Consider the following 18,002-nt stretch of genomic DNA (forward strand, 5'->3'; position numbering starts at 1 on the left):
GAGGTTTGAGATGGCTGAAAACAAAAATGCACAGCAAGTCCGCGAAATCACGGACAAGCTGGAACAGGGCATCAAGGAGCTTTTTGAATCCGAGCGGTTCAAGGAATATCTCCGCACGATGTCCAAGTTCTACAACTATTCCTTCAACAACACGCTGCTCATTGCGATGCAGAAGCCGGAGGCAACCTATGTTGCCGGTTATACCTCGTGGCAGCGCAACTTTGACCGTCAGGTTATGAAGGGCGAAAAGGGCATCAAGATTCTTGCACCCGCGCCGTACAAGGCGCAGGAAGAGCGTGAGAAGATTGACCCCGTAACGCAGAAGCCGGTGATCGGTGCAGACGGAAAGACCGTTACAGAGACGGTCGAAGTCCTGCGTCCTGCCTTCAAGGTGGTAAGCGTCTTCGATGTCTCTCAGACGGACGGCAAGGAGCTTCCGGACATCATCGTCGATGAGCTGAAAGGCACCGTCGAAAACTACGAGGCATTCTTCGATGCGCTCAAGCAGGAATCTCCCGTCCCCATATCCTTTGAGGATATTCCGGGCGGTGCAAAGGGATTCTTCTCTCCGGTTGAAAGCCGCATTGCCATTCAGGAAGGCATGAGCGAAATCCAGACGGTCAAGACCGCCATTCATGAGATTGCTCACGCAAAGCTCCACGCCGTCAAGCCGGATGAAAAAGCCGCGCCAGAAGATAAGAAGGATCGTCACACCAAGGAGGTTGAGGCGGAGAGCGTTGCCTACACCGTCTGCCAGCGTTACGGCATTGAAACCTCAGACTATTCCTTCGGCTACATCGCCGGTTGGTCATCCGGCAAGGAAACCAAGGAACTGAAAAGCTCTCTGGACACCATCCGCAAGACGGCGGCTGAAATGATCGAGGGCATTGACGCCAAGCTCAAGGTGCTGCTGGCGGAGAAAGCACAGTCCGCAGAGAAGGAAAGCGAAATGCCCGCAGAGCCGATGCCGGAAGCCGCTATTTACCGCGAGACGGCGAATTACGCCTATGAAGCTGGTGAGCTGGATTCATATCGTGCTTCTCTCGCCGCAAACGTGGAATGCCGCCGTGCGATTGAAGCGGCGATCAGCACCAACTACGGAGACAACCGGCTGGATGCGGATGCTGCTGTGAAAAGCGTCCTTGAGCAGTTCTCTCCGGAGCGTGTCCGATATGTCCTTGCAAACACCATTCAGCAGAAAGACTTTGACGGGCGCATTCCCCAGCCCCTCAAGGAATGGGCGAAGACCGTTGATGTCTGCCCCGAAAACGCCACCCGCTTCCTTGTGGATAAACCCAATCCCGGACTGACGGCACTTTTCGTGGATGCGTTCCGTCAGCAGACCGAACCCCAGAAGGAAGCTGTTTCTGAGAAAACGGAGGAAAGAGACCCGGAGGTCGTTGCATGGGAGAATGATGAGATTACCTCTATTGAGGTAAAGACCATGGAGGTTAAGTCTCCCTTTGCTCCCTCGCCGGAGGAAGCGGAAAAAGCACCGAAGGCACACCGTCTGACCGCCGAAGAGAAGGAAATCAAAGCCGCCGTCATGGACACGCTCAAGGGGCAGATCGCCTATAACAACGACGGAATGCGGGCTTCCTACCGCGCCTCTAACCACTCCTTCAATCTGCTGGCACGGAACGGCGTCAGGATTGAAGGCAACACGGTCACGCAGAACGGTGAGCCGCTGTTCAAAATCCATCGCCGTCACGCGGCGCGGAAAACACAGGGCTGTTACCGTGAGCTGCTGCCGACGCTGGAATACGTCAAGCAGGAGCAGAAGCAGGAAAAGCCCTCCATCCGCGATCAGCTAAAAGCTGCCGCGAAACAGCAGCCGGAGAAGAAGTTACCAGTCAAATCCAAAACGCACGACATGGAGTTGTGAGAAAGGAGACGCATGAAGAAATACACAGACGTTGACATCGTTGCGGAGCTGAAGAAGCTCGTGGACAGTCATGTAGACAGCTACAAGGAAGACTTCGACATCGACAAGCGTATCATCCGCCGCGCTGCCGAAAGCCAGAATCCCGAGGATAAGACGCTGATGTGGTTCTGCCGTCCGCATGGAACGCACTGCCTCAATGAAAATCAGGTCTTTATTCAGGGAACGCGAGATCACAACACCTTCCGTTTCTATGCGGAACAGACCTACGACGAGTGCATTGCCCGCGTCATCGTCCCAAAAGCCGTCAAGCGTGGCAAGGTGTTCGGGGATGTCTTTGAGATCAACTACAGGGAACAGGCGGCAAATGTGGCGCAGAACTCGGTTGCGCCGGATCATGACCGGCTGACCTTCGCAGACGGCTTTGTGCTGGACGCACCCTGCCGCAGCAGCTTCGATGCAGCAATGGCTCTGGTCGGTGAGCATGGCGGCGTCAAAACTCACCAGACGCTCCCGAAGGACGCGGATGCTCTGGCGGAAGTGCTGTCCAAGCAGAAAACCCGCCGTGACAGACTGCCGGATGCAGAAAAGACAGAGGCACTTTTGCCTCTGCCCGTCGCAGAACTTCGGAAGTATGAGGCGGTCAAAAAGGCGCATCCGGACGCGCTGGTCTGTTTTGCCCAGAACGGCTATTTTGAGCTGTACGGCAAGGACGCGGAAAAAGCTGCGCCCTTGCTCGGCACAAAGCTCCTTAAGAAGAAGGTACGCGGCAAGCCCTCCATGCCGGTGACCGGCTTCCGTGAAACCGCATGGGTAGCCGGTTCTCACAAGCTCTGGAAATCCGGCGCAGATGTCTTTCTCAGCAAGGACGGCGAGACCTTCAAGGAACTCAAAGCCGCAGATTACATTCCTGTCGGCGCGACACTGAATGTGGACGGGATCAGGTGCAGAATCGACGCGGTTGATTTTGCCGCCGATGAAGTCCAACTGACCAATATTGAGGACAAGAACAGACCGATCCGCTTTTCTGAAAGCATTCAGTATGTCCGCTCGTATGTGGAGGATGCCGGAACTGCCATCTACGACACCATCCCGAAGAAGCCTGCTGCCCGTGAATCCATCCGCGACAAGCTGAAATCCGCACAGAAAACACAGCCGCCCCACACACCAAAGGCGCAGAAATTGAAAGGAAAGGATATGGAACTCTGATATGAAGAACTTTACTGTGGAAGAAATCAACCTGATGTGCTGCTTCAACACGTCCAGCCGGAAGCGGCTGATCGACGATATGAAGAGCGTCACCCTGAATGACATGGACGGCGAGATCGCAGAGCTGATGTACAAGACCGTCCGGAAGCTCGAAGCCATGACCGACGCGGAGTTTGAGGAACTGTATATCATGCCGGACGGCATGGTGGATGACTGAAAGGAGGATGCCTATGCCCGTATTAGACGGTGATTTTGAAGCCTTCGTCACGAACCTTGGCAAGTACAACGAGGGGATGCTGGTCGGTGAATGGGTGAAGTTCCCGACAACCGAAGAAGAGATGCAGAAGGTCTTTGAGCGCATCGGGATCGGCAAGCAGGACGAGTTCGGTCAGCCCTATGAAGAGTGGTTTATCACTGACTACGAATGCCCAATCTACGGCGTCCAGAAGATGCTTGGCGAGTACGAGAGTCTTGATAAGCTCAACTATCTCGCCGCCTTGATTGACGAGCTTTCCCTGAGCGATCAGGAAAAGCTCGTTGCCATTATGGAGGCTGGCTGCGATGAGGTCAGCGACATCGACGATCTCATCAACCTGACGTTCAATCTGGACTGCTACGACATCATGCCCGGTATCAACGACGAATCCGACCTCGGCTACTATTACGCCCACGAAGCCGGTATCTACTCTGAAAAGGATCTCGGTCCTCTGGCAAACTACATCGACTATGAACGCTATGGGCGCGACATTGCGATGGATGAGCAGGGGCGATTCACCGATGAGGGCTATGTCCGTGTCGCAAGCGAGAGGTGGGACAGGCAGTTTGACGGTGAGCTTGATGACATTCCCGATGAATACCGGATTACCGGCTCAGGGGAAGCCGCCGAGCGTGACAGCACCATCGCCGTTCTCGTCGTTGAGCCGGGAAAGGAGCCTTATGTGAAGGAGATTGACTCCGGTCTGGAGTCCTTGCAGCATGAGGTCGGCGGCTGCATCGAGGCGATTTACCCCTACGAAGACCCGGTTGCCTTAGTCTGTAATGAGGAAGGCAAGCTGGAAGGTCTGCCCCTGAACCGCGCTCTGCGAGATGAGGACGGTGACATCTACGACGTTGTTGCCGGAACATTCATGGTAGTCGGCTTGACGGATGACAGCTTCGGTTCTCTGACCGTAGAGCAGATGCAGAAGTTCTCTGACCACTTCAAAGTGCCGGAGCAGTTTGTCAAGCTGGGCGATAAGATTGTGGCGATTCCCATGATCTCGAAGGAGCAGCAGAAGCAGGAAAGCATCGAGCAGAAGGACTTTGAGATGAATGCCGACACTTCCGGTCTGACGGTTGCCGGTCACATCGGGACGTGGCACACCATTGACCAGCACGAAGTCGGCGGTCACAGCTTTTATCTGATGGAGCATGACACCTACGGCGATGAAGCTGCCTGTATCATTGTCGATGAGCGCGGCAAGCTCGTCCTCGATGATGTCTACAACGGCTTTGACGATGACACGCTCCGCCTTCTCGACCTTGAGGTCAAGGAAGTGCCGGAAATGCCCGATCCCGCGCTCTCCGTTCAGGATATGAAGGACTACGGCTACGCATGGGCTGGCGTTCTTCCCGCCGGTCAGGAGGCGGCTGAGAAGGCTTTGGAGAAGGGGTGCGAGGTTTACCGTCTATATTCCGATAATACCGAGGGCTTGTGCGTGGATGCAAAAGAGATTGCCGATCATGCGGCAAAGGGCGGAATGCTCGGTATCAGCAAGGAAAGCTGGATGGCAGCTCTTGAGAAGGAAAACTACCTCAAGGCGGCGGAGATGTCGATGGAGGATGACTACGGCATGATTGACGGAATCATCAACAACGGTCCGAAGGAGGACAAGACCGCAGAGGTCAAAGCCCCCGAAAGGGTCGAAAAGTCCTCCATCATGGACAGGCTCAAGTCTGCAAAGGCTGAAAAGCAGAAGGAATGCTGCCCTCCCAAAAAGCACAAAGGAGAGATTGAGCTGTGAGCAGAAGTCAGAAATGGAGACAGGAGTGGTCGTTCTTCATCGGGGACAGCGGACGCCGGAAGTATAACCGCGTCTGCGTCCGCTGCGTCCATAGCTGCAAGCAGAGTTTCCGTGCCGATCTCATCGCCTGTCCGCACTTCTCCCGCAAGGCATCGCAGTGTAGACAGTTAGGGGTCAAAATAGCCTGTGATTGCAAGCCTCAGAGCGGCGCAAATTGATCAACCTAAGTGATTGTATTCCCTGCGCAGTTTCTTCTTTAGCTCGGAAATAAGTGTCGATTTCGGCACTTGTTTGAATGCCCGGAAAACGAACCAAGAGCCTCTGTCGATGCCCGGTTTGGGTATCGGCAGAGGCTCTTTTTTTGTATCTTTTCTGTAAATACCGTCGAAATCACACGCTAATGCAGAGAGACGCTATTAGCGTTTCTGTATAACTATGCCTCTAACCCATATAATTACCATGAGCGTTATAGAAAAGGTGTAGGTATGCACTATGATTGACAAACGAATAGGTAAACGAGTAAAACAATGCCGGGAACGCCTCGGAATCTCGCAAGAAGAGCTTGCGGAAAAGACCGGGCTGACTGCAAATTATATTTCTACGGTTGAACGTGGTATGTCGTTCCCTCGCTGTGAGAAATTGATCATTCTTCTCAATGGGCTTGAGGTTTCGGCTGACGCGATCTTCTGTGATGTCCTAGAGCATTCGACAAGCTATAAATCGTCTGAACTCTCAGAGAAACTTGCTTCGTTGTCTCCGCAAGCGCAGAAGCGCATTTTGCAGATGGTCGAGCTGATGATCCAACAGGAAACGGCAGATAATGGCTGAATACGTCATGGGCTGTGTGATTTTTTCACGCAGCCTTTTTTCTTTCCTTATTTCGACAGAATCTTGCATATCTCCGTGCTATACTATGTATTAGAGATATAGAAACAGTCTCTAATACATAGTCAGGAGATGAAAAAGAGAATGAAGACCTGTGCTTTTACCGGGCATCGACCGCAAAACCTCCCGTTTGGTTTCAACGAGGAAGACGAATGCTGCATAAACCTCAAAAAAACTCTCAGAGAGCAAATCATCAATCTCATTGAAAATGAAGGTGTCACGCACTTTATATCCGGAATGGCAATCGGTGTAGATATGTATGCCGCCGAGATCGTGCTTGATTTGAAGGCTCGTTATCCCAACATTACACTTGAAAGTGCTATTCCCTGCGAAACTCAGGCGGTCAAATGGTCGATGGCACAGCGAGAACGCTATTATGACATTGCTGCGCGGTGCGATAAGGAAACCATGCTCCAAAGCCGCTATTCGCCCGACTGCATGGACAAGCGCAACCGTTATATGGCTGATCATGCGGATGTCCTGATCGCGGTTTGGGATGGAAGCCCCAGCGGAACCGGAAAGACGGTCAGATATGCTCATCAGCAGGGTAAATCTGTTACGGTCATTGACCCGGTTTCCCTTGATGTCACACAAGAATAAGGCAAATAATTTCCCCTCTGAATTAAGCATTGTGAAAACCGTAAATATACTTACGATAGCGAATACACATTGCGCTGAACAGTGATTATTGGAAACGTGTACGGCGTATGCTGCCCCGTGAACTTTTCCACGGAATGCACTGAGATTTCACGGCTTCGCAAAATGGAAAGCGCCACCCTATGAACAGTCCTTCGTTGGGAGAAAATTAAATCGCTGGAAACGGGAATGCCCCGGCACTGTGCATCTGGCACAGCGCCGGGGGCATTTTTTCATCACAAGAGGTCATTCAGAAGATTCATACACTTAACCTTCTGTTGGAGATTTGCACTCCCGTACACATTCAGGGTAAAAGATACATTCTTATGTCCGAGAATTTCAGAAAGGGACTTTATATCAAACTCCGGTATCTCGATTGCTCTAACTGCGAATGTATGCCGGATCTCATGAAACTTCACTTTCTCCAATCCGTTCCGCTTCAAGAAACGTGTGAAAAACTGCCGATATGTTCTCGGCTCGGTTGGCTTGGTCTTGCCCGTGAGGAAATAGTGGTTCGGGTTTTCCGCGTAAAACTTCTTGATGATATTCATGAGAAGAGACGGAACAGGAATCGTTCGAGCGGAGGTCTTCGTTTTCGGCGGTCCTATATGAAGATACGATTCTCCTTTCTTCTTGTCGTAGATACGCTGGACGGTTTTGTTGATGCTGATGGTCTTGTCCGTCAGCGAAATGTCCCTCATCTGCAAGCCGCACAGCTCGCCTATCCGGACTCCGGTAAACAATGCAATCAGAATCCCCGCTGTCTTCCGGTTCAAGTCCATGTAGATACACTGGATTAGAGCTTGCTCTTGATCTTTTGAGAGAGAAACTACTTTCTTGATGCCAAGCTCTTTTGGGTATTCGATTAAGTCCCAGTTCAGGAGTGGAATAGCCCGTTCCTTGTAGGCATACTCCATTGACAGCCGGAGAACGAGGATAACATCCCTTATCGTCTTCACGGTAAGTCCTCCGGTCTTATCCAAGCGTCCAGCATTGTAGAGATAGGAAATGTAACTCTGGATGTCCGCTTCGGTGATGCTGCCAATCTTGCGCTTGCCGAAATACGGGATCAGGTGATTTTCGGCAATCAGCGTAAAACTGGCATGGGTTGACGGCGTGATCATGGGCTTCTTTTGATTTAGCCATGTGTTCACAAGCGTCTTGAATTGTGTATTGTTAGTCATAATGACCACCTCCACGAACATTATCCGGTGGAGGGATAATCAGGGCATTAACACCCTCAAGTAACGGTCTTGAGAAGCGTCCGAAGCTCCGCTTTCCGGGCTTCGATGAGCCATGGCAGACAACCTTGTTATCATCCGTATTTGCAAAGAACACTCAGAAAAATACAGATGGGCGAATAACTAATGTTATCTGTAACTCGGCAAAGCAGGGCTTGATACCACAGCGCGAATACTTTGACAAGAACATCGCCAACAGCGACAATACCAACGGATATTACATCATTGAGGAAAATGACTTCGTTTATAATCCTCGCAAATCAGCCGACGCTCCATACGGTCCTATAAGTAGCTACAAATATACCGAAGCTGGTATTGTCTCACCGTTGTACCTTTGCTTTAGAGCTAAGAAAGAGATCAATCCTGCGTTCTTTGAATGGTATTTCCGGTCTTCTGCGTGGCATAGGTATGTGTATATGTCCGGTGACAGCGGAGCAAGACATGACAGAGTTAGCATAAAGGATGACACCTTCTTTGCTATGCCGATCAATATTCCGTCTGCTCACGAGCAAGCGCAAATCGCCATTTTCCTTGAGAGAATTGAACAGAGAATTGAAATGCAACGCGCTCTGGTTGATAGCCTCAAGAAGTATAAAAGAGGTGTCGTTGCGGCTATTTTTTCACATCAGCTAAAGTTCTCTGATGCAACCGGAAACCCATATCCAGAATGGACATCCTGCACGCTACAAGACGCAGTGGATTTTCTGGACGGACAGCGTAAACCGCTTGAAAGTGCGGACAGAGCCAAACGGCAAGGACAGTATCCATATTACGGCGCATCGGGCATAATAGACTATATTGACGATTTCATCTTCGATGAGCCGCTGCTCCTTCTTGGTGAAGATGGGGCAAATATACTTAATCGCAGTACGCCATTGTGTTTTATCGCGGAAGGTAAATATTGGGTAAACAACCATGCTCATGTAATGCGACCTAAAGCGGGGCAGAACATCAAATTTCTTTGTGAGCTACTTGAAAGTCTCGATTATACACGCTATAACACTGGCACGGCACAACCTAAGTTAAACCAAGATAAGTGCCGTAGAATTGGGCTTGCTTTACCCGTTTACGAAGAACAATGTCACATTGCTGATTTCCTGTCTGCCTTTGACCAAAGGACAGACAAAGCGCAAAGCATTCTTGATTATCTGCTTTCAAATAGAGATGGTCTATTACAGCAGCTCTTTATATAAAAAGCCGTTGCATCAAACCTGATTTTAGCTGGATGAGTTTTTCCATGTAGGTATCTTGCGTTCCAATAATTCGATCCAGAGATTCAAGACTTCTTGTAATGAGCAGTTGTGCCTTGTAAGCGATGACTGGAGACTGTATCTTTTTCAGTTGTCCACCTGTAACAAGTGGTTGCCCTGAGCCAAAAATTAGTTTGTGTAGATCGAAGTTTTCTAAGAAATATGCGAGAAACTTCGGATGAATGGTATTTTCTTTGACGCGGATTACGAGCGTGTTATCAGTTACTCCACATCTTCCAGAAAAAAAGTTTACCTTTCCTGCATTTGCCCCGACACGGGCTACCATGACAATATCTCCATCATGCTCAATAGTGTTTGTCATTCCCACAATACCCGTTGATCCAAATAAAGGGTATCTGCCATTAGATTCATTCACGGTTGTGCGACCAGAGGATATTGATATGCACAAATCAGATAATGGTAATTGGTAATGCGCCTCGCTCATTACTTTCTCGAAAACCAACTTAATAAGTCCTCTTTTATACTTCTGATCAAGCAAGCAGAAATAGCTATATGACAGACGAAATCCCTTGCAATAGCGGAAAATCTCTGCTACTGCAAGGGATTTTACTTTTGGTTCATACCGGAATGAGGTCTGAAAATAGACCTCAAGTAACGGTCTTGAGAAGCGTCCGAAGCTCCGCTTTCCGGGCTTCGATGAGCCGTGGAGCATCTATAAGGCAGAAGAACTCTTTAAGAATGTAGCGGACAAGAATCACCCTATGGAAACTGTTTTGACCATTATTCAGGGCAAAGGAACCCTTCCGAGAGAACAAGCTGGGAGGAATATTCACTATGATGATGCGTCTCTCGCAAACTACAAAAAGGTGGAACAGGGAGACTTCATTATTCATCTTCGTTCCTTTGAAGGCGGACTCGAAATGGCTAATGAAGATGGCATAGTGAGTCCGGCGTATACCATTCTGCGCTGCAAGAAACCACATTCAAGCCTTTTCTATGAAGCATACTTTCACACGGATGAATTCATCAATCATATCCTCTCAAAGTCAGTGGAGGGAATTAGGGACGGCAGACAGATCAGCTATGAAGCGTTCAAGTGGCTTGGTTTACCGTACTGCGATGTCTCTGAACAGGAAAGGATTGCACAGTTGTTTTGTACCCTCAGTCATAGAATAGAAAAGCAGCAGCAAATGGTAGATGCCCTCAAGAAGTATAAAAGAGGATTGTTCAATCAAATATTTTCTGCAATCTCGAAAAGTTCTCAGTGCAGAAAACTTCGTGAGCTTGTTCGCGTTTCAGGAGGCAAAACGCCAAGTATGAGCAATTCGCTCTATTGGAACGGAGACATTGTTTGGATTTCCTCCAAAGACATGAAGAGTAGTAGAATTTCCGGTAGCGAGCTAAAGATAACAAATCTGGCGCTCAATGAGATGACGCTTTATCATCCGGGGACATTATTGTTGGTTGCGCGAAGTGGTATCTTGAAACATTCGTTGCCTCTCGCTATTCTCGAAGTAGATGCAACGATAAATCAGGACATCAAAGCATTGCAAGTACATGGTTGCAACGCATTCTACCTCTATTATGCAATTCTGTCGCAAGAGGACACTATCATTAGAACTCTTGTGAAAACCGGAACAACGGTACAAAGTCTCATGATGGACTCCTTCTTAAACATTGAAATACCAACGCCTGACATTGACCAACAACAACGCATAATCGACAAACTGGCTAAACTCGAAAAGTATGTAGAGGTTCAGGAAAAAGAACTATCGTTATTATCCCAAATGCGAAATGGCTTGTTGCAACAGCTCTTTATATAAAGAGCTGCCTCATATAGCCGTCCCTCATTTTATTCAGAAAGTCAAGTGTTTTTTGGGTTGCTTGCAACCGTGCCTCCACCATATCAAGAATATCTGCATACAGAAGTTGTTTCACATGGCTGGGATACATAACAGGAATCCCCATAAGCAAATCATCCGTCATAGAAACTCGATCATGACGAACGCCTTGTGAGCCGTTATCATAGATGTACCTGTACCATGCGTCGCTCTTAAAGTACCAAGCGAGATATGAAGGAGAAATATCTGCTTGCAGCACAAGACAGGTATATAGCGGCGAGATAATACCTTGCTCACTGAGAGTATATCTATTGAACGGTCCGTATGGCGCAGAATTTGACTTTCTCGGATTGTAAACAAAGTCTCCATTTTCGATGACATAGTAATTTGCTGTGTTTCCGTCCACTGCAATAACCTTGTCAAAGAAATCGCGCTGAGGAATTAGTCCGTATTCCGCAGAGTTGGTAATTACATTTTTTATTACTCCATCTGTGTTACGGCGCGAAACTTTTTTAAAAATATCACCCAGTCGAACACAAGTCCACTCTGCGCCATTCCGAGAAGGAAGTTGGCGAAAAATGTGCTGCATGACACCTCTTTTATACTTCTTGAGGTTATCTACGAGAGATTGCTGCGCGTCGATACGACGCTCTAAGGCAATGAGAAAATCTGCAATCTTTCTCTGCTCGGCAGTATTCTCCGGCAGATAGTGTTCTGTGGCGAAGAACTCATCTGTTGGAACATTAAGCAATCCGTGATTTCTTGCCCCTTCTGCTGAAATCATATAGATTTCCTTGTACCATTTGAGTGAATCAAAGTACACCTTAATGAAATCTGTATTGTGCTTCTTGAGCGCAAAACAGATGTATAGTGTAGACAACGCTCCCATAGGATAGCGATCTAACCGCTTTATTGAACCGAAGTCGTAACCTACGGAATAGCTCTTGTTATACGCATATTCGCCATTCCTCAAAAGGTAATATCCACTCATGTCTTTGCTTGCAACGGTTTTGTTGAAGTAACTGATTTGATCGACAAGACCGTCTTTTGAAGATATTGTCAGGGGTAGATCAGTTTCATTATTGCTGTTTTTCCGTGTTATCCGTTCTGCAAAATCAGACAATTTTTCTGCTCTCCACGGTTCATCGAAGCCCGGAAAGCGGATCTTCGGACGCTTCTCAAGACCGTTACTTGAGGATACATTTGCCATAATTATTTGCCCTCCACGTCAAAGGGGAAATCCAGCCCCAGCTCATCAAAAAACGGTTTCAGTTCCGCATCAATATCCTTAATTTCAGATTGCAGCTTGCGGATCTCGGCGGCAACTTCATTCAGGTCAATCTCAGGTTCCGGTTCAAATGTGTCAACATAGCGAGGAATGTTCAGGTTGAAGCCGTTCTCTTCAATCTCCTGCATGGTCGCAACATGAGCATATTTATCGACGTCCTGACGGCGCTCATAGGTCTCAACAATCTTGTCAATGTCGCACTCCCGAAGGATGTTCTGGTTCTTTCCGGCTTCAAAGTCGCTGGAAGCGTCGATGAAAAGGATGTTGTCAGAGTTGCCATTGCGCTCTCTTTTGAGAACAAGAACACAGACAGGAATGCCTGTACCAAAGAACAGATTTGCAGGCAAACCGATTACCGCGTCCAGAACATTTAATTTCTGAATAAGGTGCTTGCGAATTACTTCCTCCGCAGCACCACGGAACAGGACACCATGCGGCAGGAGAACGACGGCTCGTCCATCCTCGTCCATGTGGTAAACCATGTGCTGAACAAAGGCAAAGTCAGCCTTGCTCTTCGGAGCGAGTTTTCCGTATTCGTTGAATCGCTCGTCCTCCATGAAGTGCATATCAGCAGACCAGTTTGCAGAATAAGGCGGATTAGCAACCTGAACACGGAACTTCATGTCTCCGAAGTAGTCATGCTCCAAGGTATCACCGTTGTAGATGTTAAAGTTGCGATATGGGACTCCACGCAGAATCATGTTCATTCTGGCGAGGTTATAAGTCGTGGAGGTTAATTCCTGTCCATAGTAGTTTCTCACGTTGGCATAGTTCTTGAGGCGCAGCAGCAGTGAACCAGAGCCACAAGTGGGGTCGGCTGCATCCTTGACATCCGTGAGACCGAGGCAAGCCAGACGGCAAAGCAATTCGGCAGGACCGGATGGCGTATAGAACTCACCGGCTTTCTTGCCAGCAGTTGCAGCAAACTGACCGATCAGATATTCATAGGCGTTACCAAGAACGTCAATTTTGGTATCATCCACGCCGAAGTTGATTTCGTCCAGCGAAGCGATGATCTTTGCCATAACAGCACTTCTATCTTTGACAGTATGACCGAGCTTTGATGAATCAAGCTGCATATCAGAAAACAGTCCGTCAAAGTCTTCCTGAGAATCGTTTCCGATTGTGGACTCCATCAGGGCGTTGATTGCACTCTGCAAGAACTCAATGTCGAAGGAGCGGTTTTCTACCATCTTGACCATCTTGCGGAACAAATACTGCGGCTCGATGACATAGCCGAGATCGCGCAGTGCCTCTTCGATAACGGCGGTCTTATATTCTTCGTCTGCCCACGCCTCTTCATAACCGATACCGTCATCCTTGAGAAGATTCGCCATATACTTCTCCGTCCTGTCGGAAAGGTAGTAGTAGAAGATCATGCCCAAGATATAGTTCTTGAACTCATACGCCTCCATGTTTCCGCGCAAGGCATTTGCCATTGCCCATAGCTTATTGCAAAGCTCTTTCTGATGAGCCTGAATCGAATTATCCATTTGTCTCTCTCCTTATTGGTATTTCTCTGTGTGCTGCCGGATGAAGTCAACAATCCGATTTACAAGGGAGCGCTTCTTCAAAAGCGGCAAGGGCTTCTCAATCCTATCTCGGATATTTCCTGCATCCATTGTGCCAGAAAACTCATATTCCGAAATAATATCCGTCAACATAGATGCGTCAATGTCCTCAGTCTTCGCAAAGGCAACGATCTCTTCGCGCTTTGCTTCATTTTCAAAGTCATTATATGCTGCATCAATTTCATCCGCACTTTCCAAGCCGACAACAACACGATCCAAGAACGCTTGCAGAATTTCGACTTTCCGAAGCAACTGCGGATTGTCGGTTCTGCCCAGCTCGTCCTTAATGTGTTTAATATCGTAATCCTTCTGTTTGGGATCGTCGAAATGGATGTTGCGAATCAGGTTCATGATGTACGCCACATTGATCCTGTCACTCTCCATCAATTCGATGCAGAAGTCAACGTCGTTCAGGACGGAAACAACCTCGCGGTCTGTTTTTTGCCTTGAGTAGAGCATGAGGTATTTGCTCTTGTAGTCCTGGTATTCCTGCTCGGACATGATAAGAGCATCCTGATCGAAGCTGAACTCAATAAAAGTCTGCAACGATTGGAGGTACTTTGTCAGCTCACGAAAGGTCACGACAAACTTCTTCTGATCGTCCTCGTTCTGCATTGTGTCCACGGACTCCGGAAACAGAGCAATTTCCTTGAGCTTCATCACCATTTCGTTGAACTTCTCTACGAAGTATTGATAACCCGGAACAACGATGCCAGAGGTATCTTGACTCTTAGAGAAGAGTGTCAGCGCGTCATCAGTACGTTTTTTGAGGTTGCGGTAGCAAATGATAATGCCAAAGGGCTTTGTTTCCTTCTCAACGCGGTTTGTGCGGGAATAGGCTTGCAGCAGATCATGATACTTCAAGTCCTTGTCCACATAAAGGACAGAGAGCGGCTTGCTGTCAAATCCGGTCAGGAACATATTCACGACGATGAGAATATCAAGCGACTTTGTTTTCTTTCCCTTTACTCGGTCAGAGATGTCCTTGTGATAAGCTGAGAACGTATCCGTGGAGAAATTGGTTCCGTACATCTCGTTATAGTCCTTGATGATACGCTCCAACGAATCACGGCTATGCTCGTCCTTGCCCTCGGCATCCTCATTCTGCCCGTAGGAGAAGATGCCGCTGATATTCAGGTCATGCTTGATCTTCTTGAAAATGTCGTAATACTTAACAAGGGCATCAATAGAGGACACGGCAAAAATAGCCGTATATTGTCCATTTCGGGTTTTCGCCTTGTGGTTCTGGATGATGTGATTGGCGATCAGAGACATTCGCTCATCGGACATATAGAGTTCGCCTATATCAATCGCGTCCGCGAGTGTCGGGTCATCCCAATCAAAATCACCCTCCATTGTTTTTATGTATTCGATGTGGAAGCCCAGAACATTATTATCGAAGATGGCGTCTTTAATCAGGTAATTGTGAAGACACTCACCAAAGAGCATTTCTGTTGTTTGCGTGATTTTACCCTCAGTTTTACCGTTGACTTCAAACCGAGGTGTCCCCGTGAAGCCGAAAAACTGTGCCTTTCTGAAATGCCGCACAATGTCCTTGTGCATATCCCCAAACTGGCTGCGGTGGCACTCGTCGATGATAAAGACAACCTTCTCGTCTTTGTATGCGTCCATTACTTTCTCGTACTGAGGGCGCTTTACAGCGTTTGCCATCTTCTGCATCGTGGTGACGATAAGCTGTCTGTTCTTGTCCTTCATCTGGCGGACAAGAACATCGGTGCGATCTGTCACATCAACGGAGCCAGCCTCAAACTTGTTAAACTCTTCGGTTGTCTGAGAATCCAAGTCTTTTCGGTCAACAAGGAAAATGACTTTCTTGATGTTCGGATTTGCTGCGAGGATTTGCGCCGTCTTAAAGGATGTAAGCGTCTTGCCCGCGCCGGTTGTGTGCCAGATATACGCATTCCGGTTTGTGAGCGTTGCCTGACGGATCAGCGCTTCTACGGCATAAACCTGATAGGGACGCATGACCATCAAAATCTTATCGGTATCATTTAGGATGGTGTAGCGGGTCAGCATTTTGATGATGTGATCCCTTGCAAGGAAAGAAATCGAAAAGTCCTTCAAATTGGTGATGCGGACGTTATTGAAATCAGTCCAGAAGAAAGCAAGACTATACATCAAGTCTCTGTCGGAATTGGCAAAATACTTTGTGTCAACACCATTGGAGACAATGAAGAGCTGAATGAAATGATACAGCCCGTTGTAGGAGTGCTTCTTATAACGCATGACCTGATTGACTGCCTCGCGGATGTCAATGCCACGGCGCTTTAATTCTACTTGGATCAGGGGCAAGCCGTTTACGAGAATCGTAACGTCGTAACGATTGACGTACTTTCCAACTACGGTTGTTTGATGAGTGACTTGGAAAATGTTCTTCGTGTGGTCCTGATCAAAGAAGGACAGATATACCTTTGTACCATCTTCACGCTCAAGGACAAACTTATCCCTCAAGATTTTTGCACTCTGGAAAACTGACTTTCCGAGCATGAGGTTGAAGATACGCTCCCACTCTTTATCAGTGATAGGCGTATCCAGCTTTGGCGCATTGAAGGCTTCAAACTGAACTTTGAAGTTCTCCACCAGCGCGTCATAATCAGGAATTGCGACTGTGGTATATTCCTGCTTGTTCAGTTGCTCTATAAACTGCTGTTCAAGAGCCGCTTCGCTTTGGTATGCCATATCTTCATCTCCAATACTAGAGGATCATTTGTTGGTTGCCAGCCTGTCCTCATTTCTATTTTATCATAGCAAGTATCCCAAATACCGGACTTATTTTCGTTTCAACTGCAAAACCACGTCACCATCATCTGTAATTTCCATTTGCATTGATTTTAGGTACTTTGCGATGAACTGGTTTTTCTCAGACGAACTCATCTCAATGCGCGTTACCTTCAAAGCGGCACTGAACATCTCGTTGATATTGAGCCTGACGGTTTGGTCAATATAACGCTCCATTTCTTTGAAAAGTGCGCCGAGCTTGATGTCCTCAGCATTTCCAGAGTAGAAGTCATCAATATAGCAATAAAATATCCCTGCATTCAGAAGTGCATTCTTCAAGTCCGGTCCGCAGTTCTCTCGTTCAATCATAACTAAAAAACGTGCTTCCGGCAGAGACGAGATTAACCCCCAGTAATCGGAGTCGCTGGAAACAAGAATAAAGGAATCGACGTTATTCTTGTAGTGTTCCTGACAAGTTCGGGCAATAAGCATGACATCAACGAGCGACTTGCTTTGCTTCACCCGTTCAATCATCATGTGTTCAACATGGATTGCGGTGAAGCTGTCTAATATTCTCCATGCGGAGGCGGTATGCACATCATCAAAGAGAATGATCGACGCAATTTTTTGTGTATACTCGTGATCGAGGTTTTTTAAGGTAGCACACAGCTTGTAGGGATCAGAGTTTTCACAATCGACAACGATAACGGTCTTTTCGCTGCTCTCAATAAACTCATAGATACTTCCTTTGATATAACTCCCTGCATCTGAGACTTTGCTATATTCAGTGAAATAGTCATTGTTCCAACTGTACAGCAAGGTAACGAACTTCTTATCATTGTAAAGAATGTTGCCGACTTCCTCCGGCTGCCAGTTTATGTACATCTGATAGGGATAAAAAAGCAAATGAGAGTAATAAATGTTGGCAGCCTCTCTTGTACCATCTTCCTTCAAACCGTCAGGCATGACGAAAAGTGCTTTAATGTAATCCCAATTTATCCAGAGGGGAAAGAGCTTCTTGCAGTTGTTGATTCTATCGCAAATCAACCTGTTAATCTCGACAACGTGTTGGCACAGTTTTTTGCTGGTGTTTTTGATGAAGTTCACTCCGTCAAGACTTAGCTGGTTTATGCTTTCCTGCGGAACATATTCCGGCATACTCAGAATGGTCTCATACTGGAATCTCATGCGTTCATTGATGCGCTTGAAGTTACGCTCAATCGCAGTTCGTACAATGCAAAGATGTCTTATAATTCGAGCTGTTTTATCGCTGTCCAACCGATTGTATACTTCAACTTTTGGGGCTTCATGTTCGTTGTCAAAGATGCGTTTTGGCACGCCAATCAGGTAAGCCACCTTTGAAACGATCTCGTAGGTGCTGTCTTTGTACGCTGCCCTGTCATCGGTGAGAGGGCTTGTTGCATTATCCAACACCTCATTCGGTATGGGATTTTCAAGTATATTCATGATTGCTCCTTTCCACGGAGAGCATATCT

General features: G+C 47.7%; 14 protein-coding genes. 8 read left to right on the top strand and 6 right to left on the bottom strand.

Features of this window, described 5'->3' with window-relative positions:
• Positions 1 to 10 precede the first annotated feature (10 nt).
• From LK436_RS03325 to LK436_RS03355, 6 genes are all read left to right on the top strand, one after another.
• Positions 11 to 1,885 carry a DUF3849 domain-containing protein gene (locus LK436_RS03325; protein ID WP_008396827.1) on the top strand — a complete coding sequence of 625 codons (1,875 nt, stop codon included), beginning with the start codon at positions 11 to 13 and terminating at the stop codon, positions 1,883 to 1,885.
• A gap of 12 nt (positions 1,886 to 1,897) precedes the next feature.
• Complete coding sequence (locus LK436_RS03330; RefSeq protein WP_008396826.1) at positions 1,898 to 3,091, top strand: MutS domain I; 1,194 nt, start codon at positions 1,898 to 1,900, stop codon at positions 3,089 to 3,091.
• A 1-nt stretch (position 3,092) separates the two neighbouring features.
• On the top strand, positions 3,093 to 3,308 hold the full coding sequence (locus LK436_RS03335; RefSeq protein WP_008396825.1) for a transposon-transfer assisting family protein: 216 nt from the start codon (positions 3,093 to 3,095) through the stop codon (positions 3,306 to 3,308).
• Positions 3,309 to 3,321: 13 nt separating this feature from the next.
• Complete coding sequence (locus LK436_RS03340) at positions 3,322 to 5,094, top strand: antirestriction protein ArdA (RefSeq protein ID WP_227910165.1); 1,773 nt, start codon at positions 3,322 to 3,324, stop codon at positions 5,092 to 5,094.
• Positions 5,095 to 5,586: 492 nt separating this feature from the next.
• Complete coding sequence (locus LK436_RS03350; protein ID WP_008396821.1) at positions 5,587 to 5,922, top strand: helix-turn-helix domain-containing protein; 336 nt, start codon at positions 5,587 to 5,589, stop codon at positions 5,920 to 5,922.
• A 141-nt stretch (positions 5,923 to 6,063) separates the two neighbouring features.
• Positions 6,064 to 6,579 carry an SLOG family protein gene (locus tag LK436_RS03355; RefSeq protein WP_227910166.1) on the top strand — a complete coding sequence of 172 codons (516 nt, stop codon included), beginning with the start codon at positions 6,064 to 6,066 and terminating at the stop codon, positions 6,577 to 6,579.
• A gap of 272 nt (positions 6,580 to 6,851) precedes the next feature.
• Here the strand turns inward: LK436_RS03355 and LK436_RS03360 are convergent, their stop codons facing one another.
• Positions 6,852 to 7,799 carry a site-specific integrase gene (locus tag LK436_RS03360; RefSeq protein WP_044930868.1) on the bottom strand — a complete coding sequence of 316 codons (948 nt, stop codon included), beginning with the start codon at positions 7,797 to 7,799 and terminating at the stop codon, positions 6,852 to 6,854.
• A gap of 125 nt (positions 7,800 to 7,924) precedes the next feature.
• Between LK436_RS03360 and LK436_RS03365 the strand changes: the two genes are divergently transcribed.
• Positions 7,925 to 9,049, top strand: coding sequence for a restriction endonuclease subunit S (locus LK436_RS03365; RefSeq protein WP_008396816.1), 1,125 nt, complete (start codon positions 7,925 to 7,927; stop codon positions 9,047 to 9,049).
• Here LK436_RS03365 and LK436_RS03370 read toward each other — a convergent pair.
• A complete protein-coding gene (locus LK436_RS03370) occupies positions 9,042 to 9,569 on the bottom strand; it encodes a restriction endonuclease subunit S (RefSeq protein ID WP_166460505.1) in 528 nt (175 codons plus the stop codon). The genes LK436_RS03365 and LK436_RS03370 overlap by 8 nt on opposite strands.
• A gap of 259 nt (positions 9,570 to 9,828) precedes the next feature.
• On the opposite strand from LK436_RS03370, the gene LK436_RS03375 reads away from it, so the two are divergent.
• Positions 9,829 to 10,890: a restriction endonuclease subunit S gene (locus LK436_RS03375; RefSeq protein WP_008396814.1), complete on the top strand. Its 1,062-nt coding sequence runs from the start codon at positions 9,829 to 9,831 to the stop codon at positions 10,888 to 10,890.
• On the opposite strand, the gene LK436_RS03380 is transcribed toward LK436_RS03375, so the two are convergent.
• The 4 genes from LK436_RS03380 to LK436_RS03395 all read right to left on the bottom strand — a co-directional run bounded on the left by LK436_RS03380 (position 10,883) and on the right by LK436_RS03395 (position 17,973).
• Entirely contained in the window at positions 10,883 to 12,118 is a 1,236-nt protein-coding gene (locus LK436_RS03380; RefSeq protein WP_008396813.1) for a restriction endonuclease subunit S, read from the bottom strand. The two genes, LK436_RS03375 and LK436_RS03380, sit on opposite strands and share 8 nt — an antisense overlap.
• Positions 12,119 to 12,120: 2 nt before the next feature.
• A complete protein-coding gene (locus LK436_RS03385; RefSeq protein WP_008396812.1) occupies positions 12,121 to 13,689 on the bottom strand; it encodes a type I restriction-modification system subunit M in 1,569 nt (522 codons plus the stop codon).
• A 12-nt stretch (positions 13,690 to 13,701) separates the two neighbouring features.
• Complete coding sequence (locus LK436_RS03390; protein WP_008396810.1) at positions 13,702 to 16,467, bottom strand: type I restriction endonuclease subunit R; 2,766 nt, start codon at positions 16,465 to 16,467, stop codon at positions 13,702 to 13,704.
• Between the two features lie 90 nt (positions 16,468 to 16,557).
• Positions 16,558 to 17,973 carry an NYN domain-containing protein gene (locus tag LK436_RS03395; protein ID WP_008396808.1) on the bottom strand — a complete coding sequence of 472 codons (1,416 nt, stop codon included), beginning with the start codon at positions 17,971 to 17,973 and terminating at the stop codon, positions 16,558 to 16,560.
• Positions 17,974 to 18,002 lie beyond the last annotated feature (29 nt).

This window comes from Clostridium sp. M62/1, assembly GCF_020736365.1.
Lineage (GTDB): Bacteria > Bacillota > Clostridia > Lachnospirales > Lachnospiraceae > Otoolea > Otoolea saccharolyticum_A.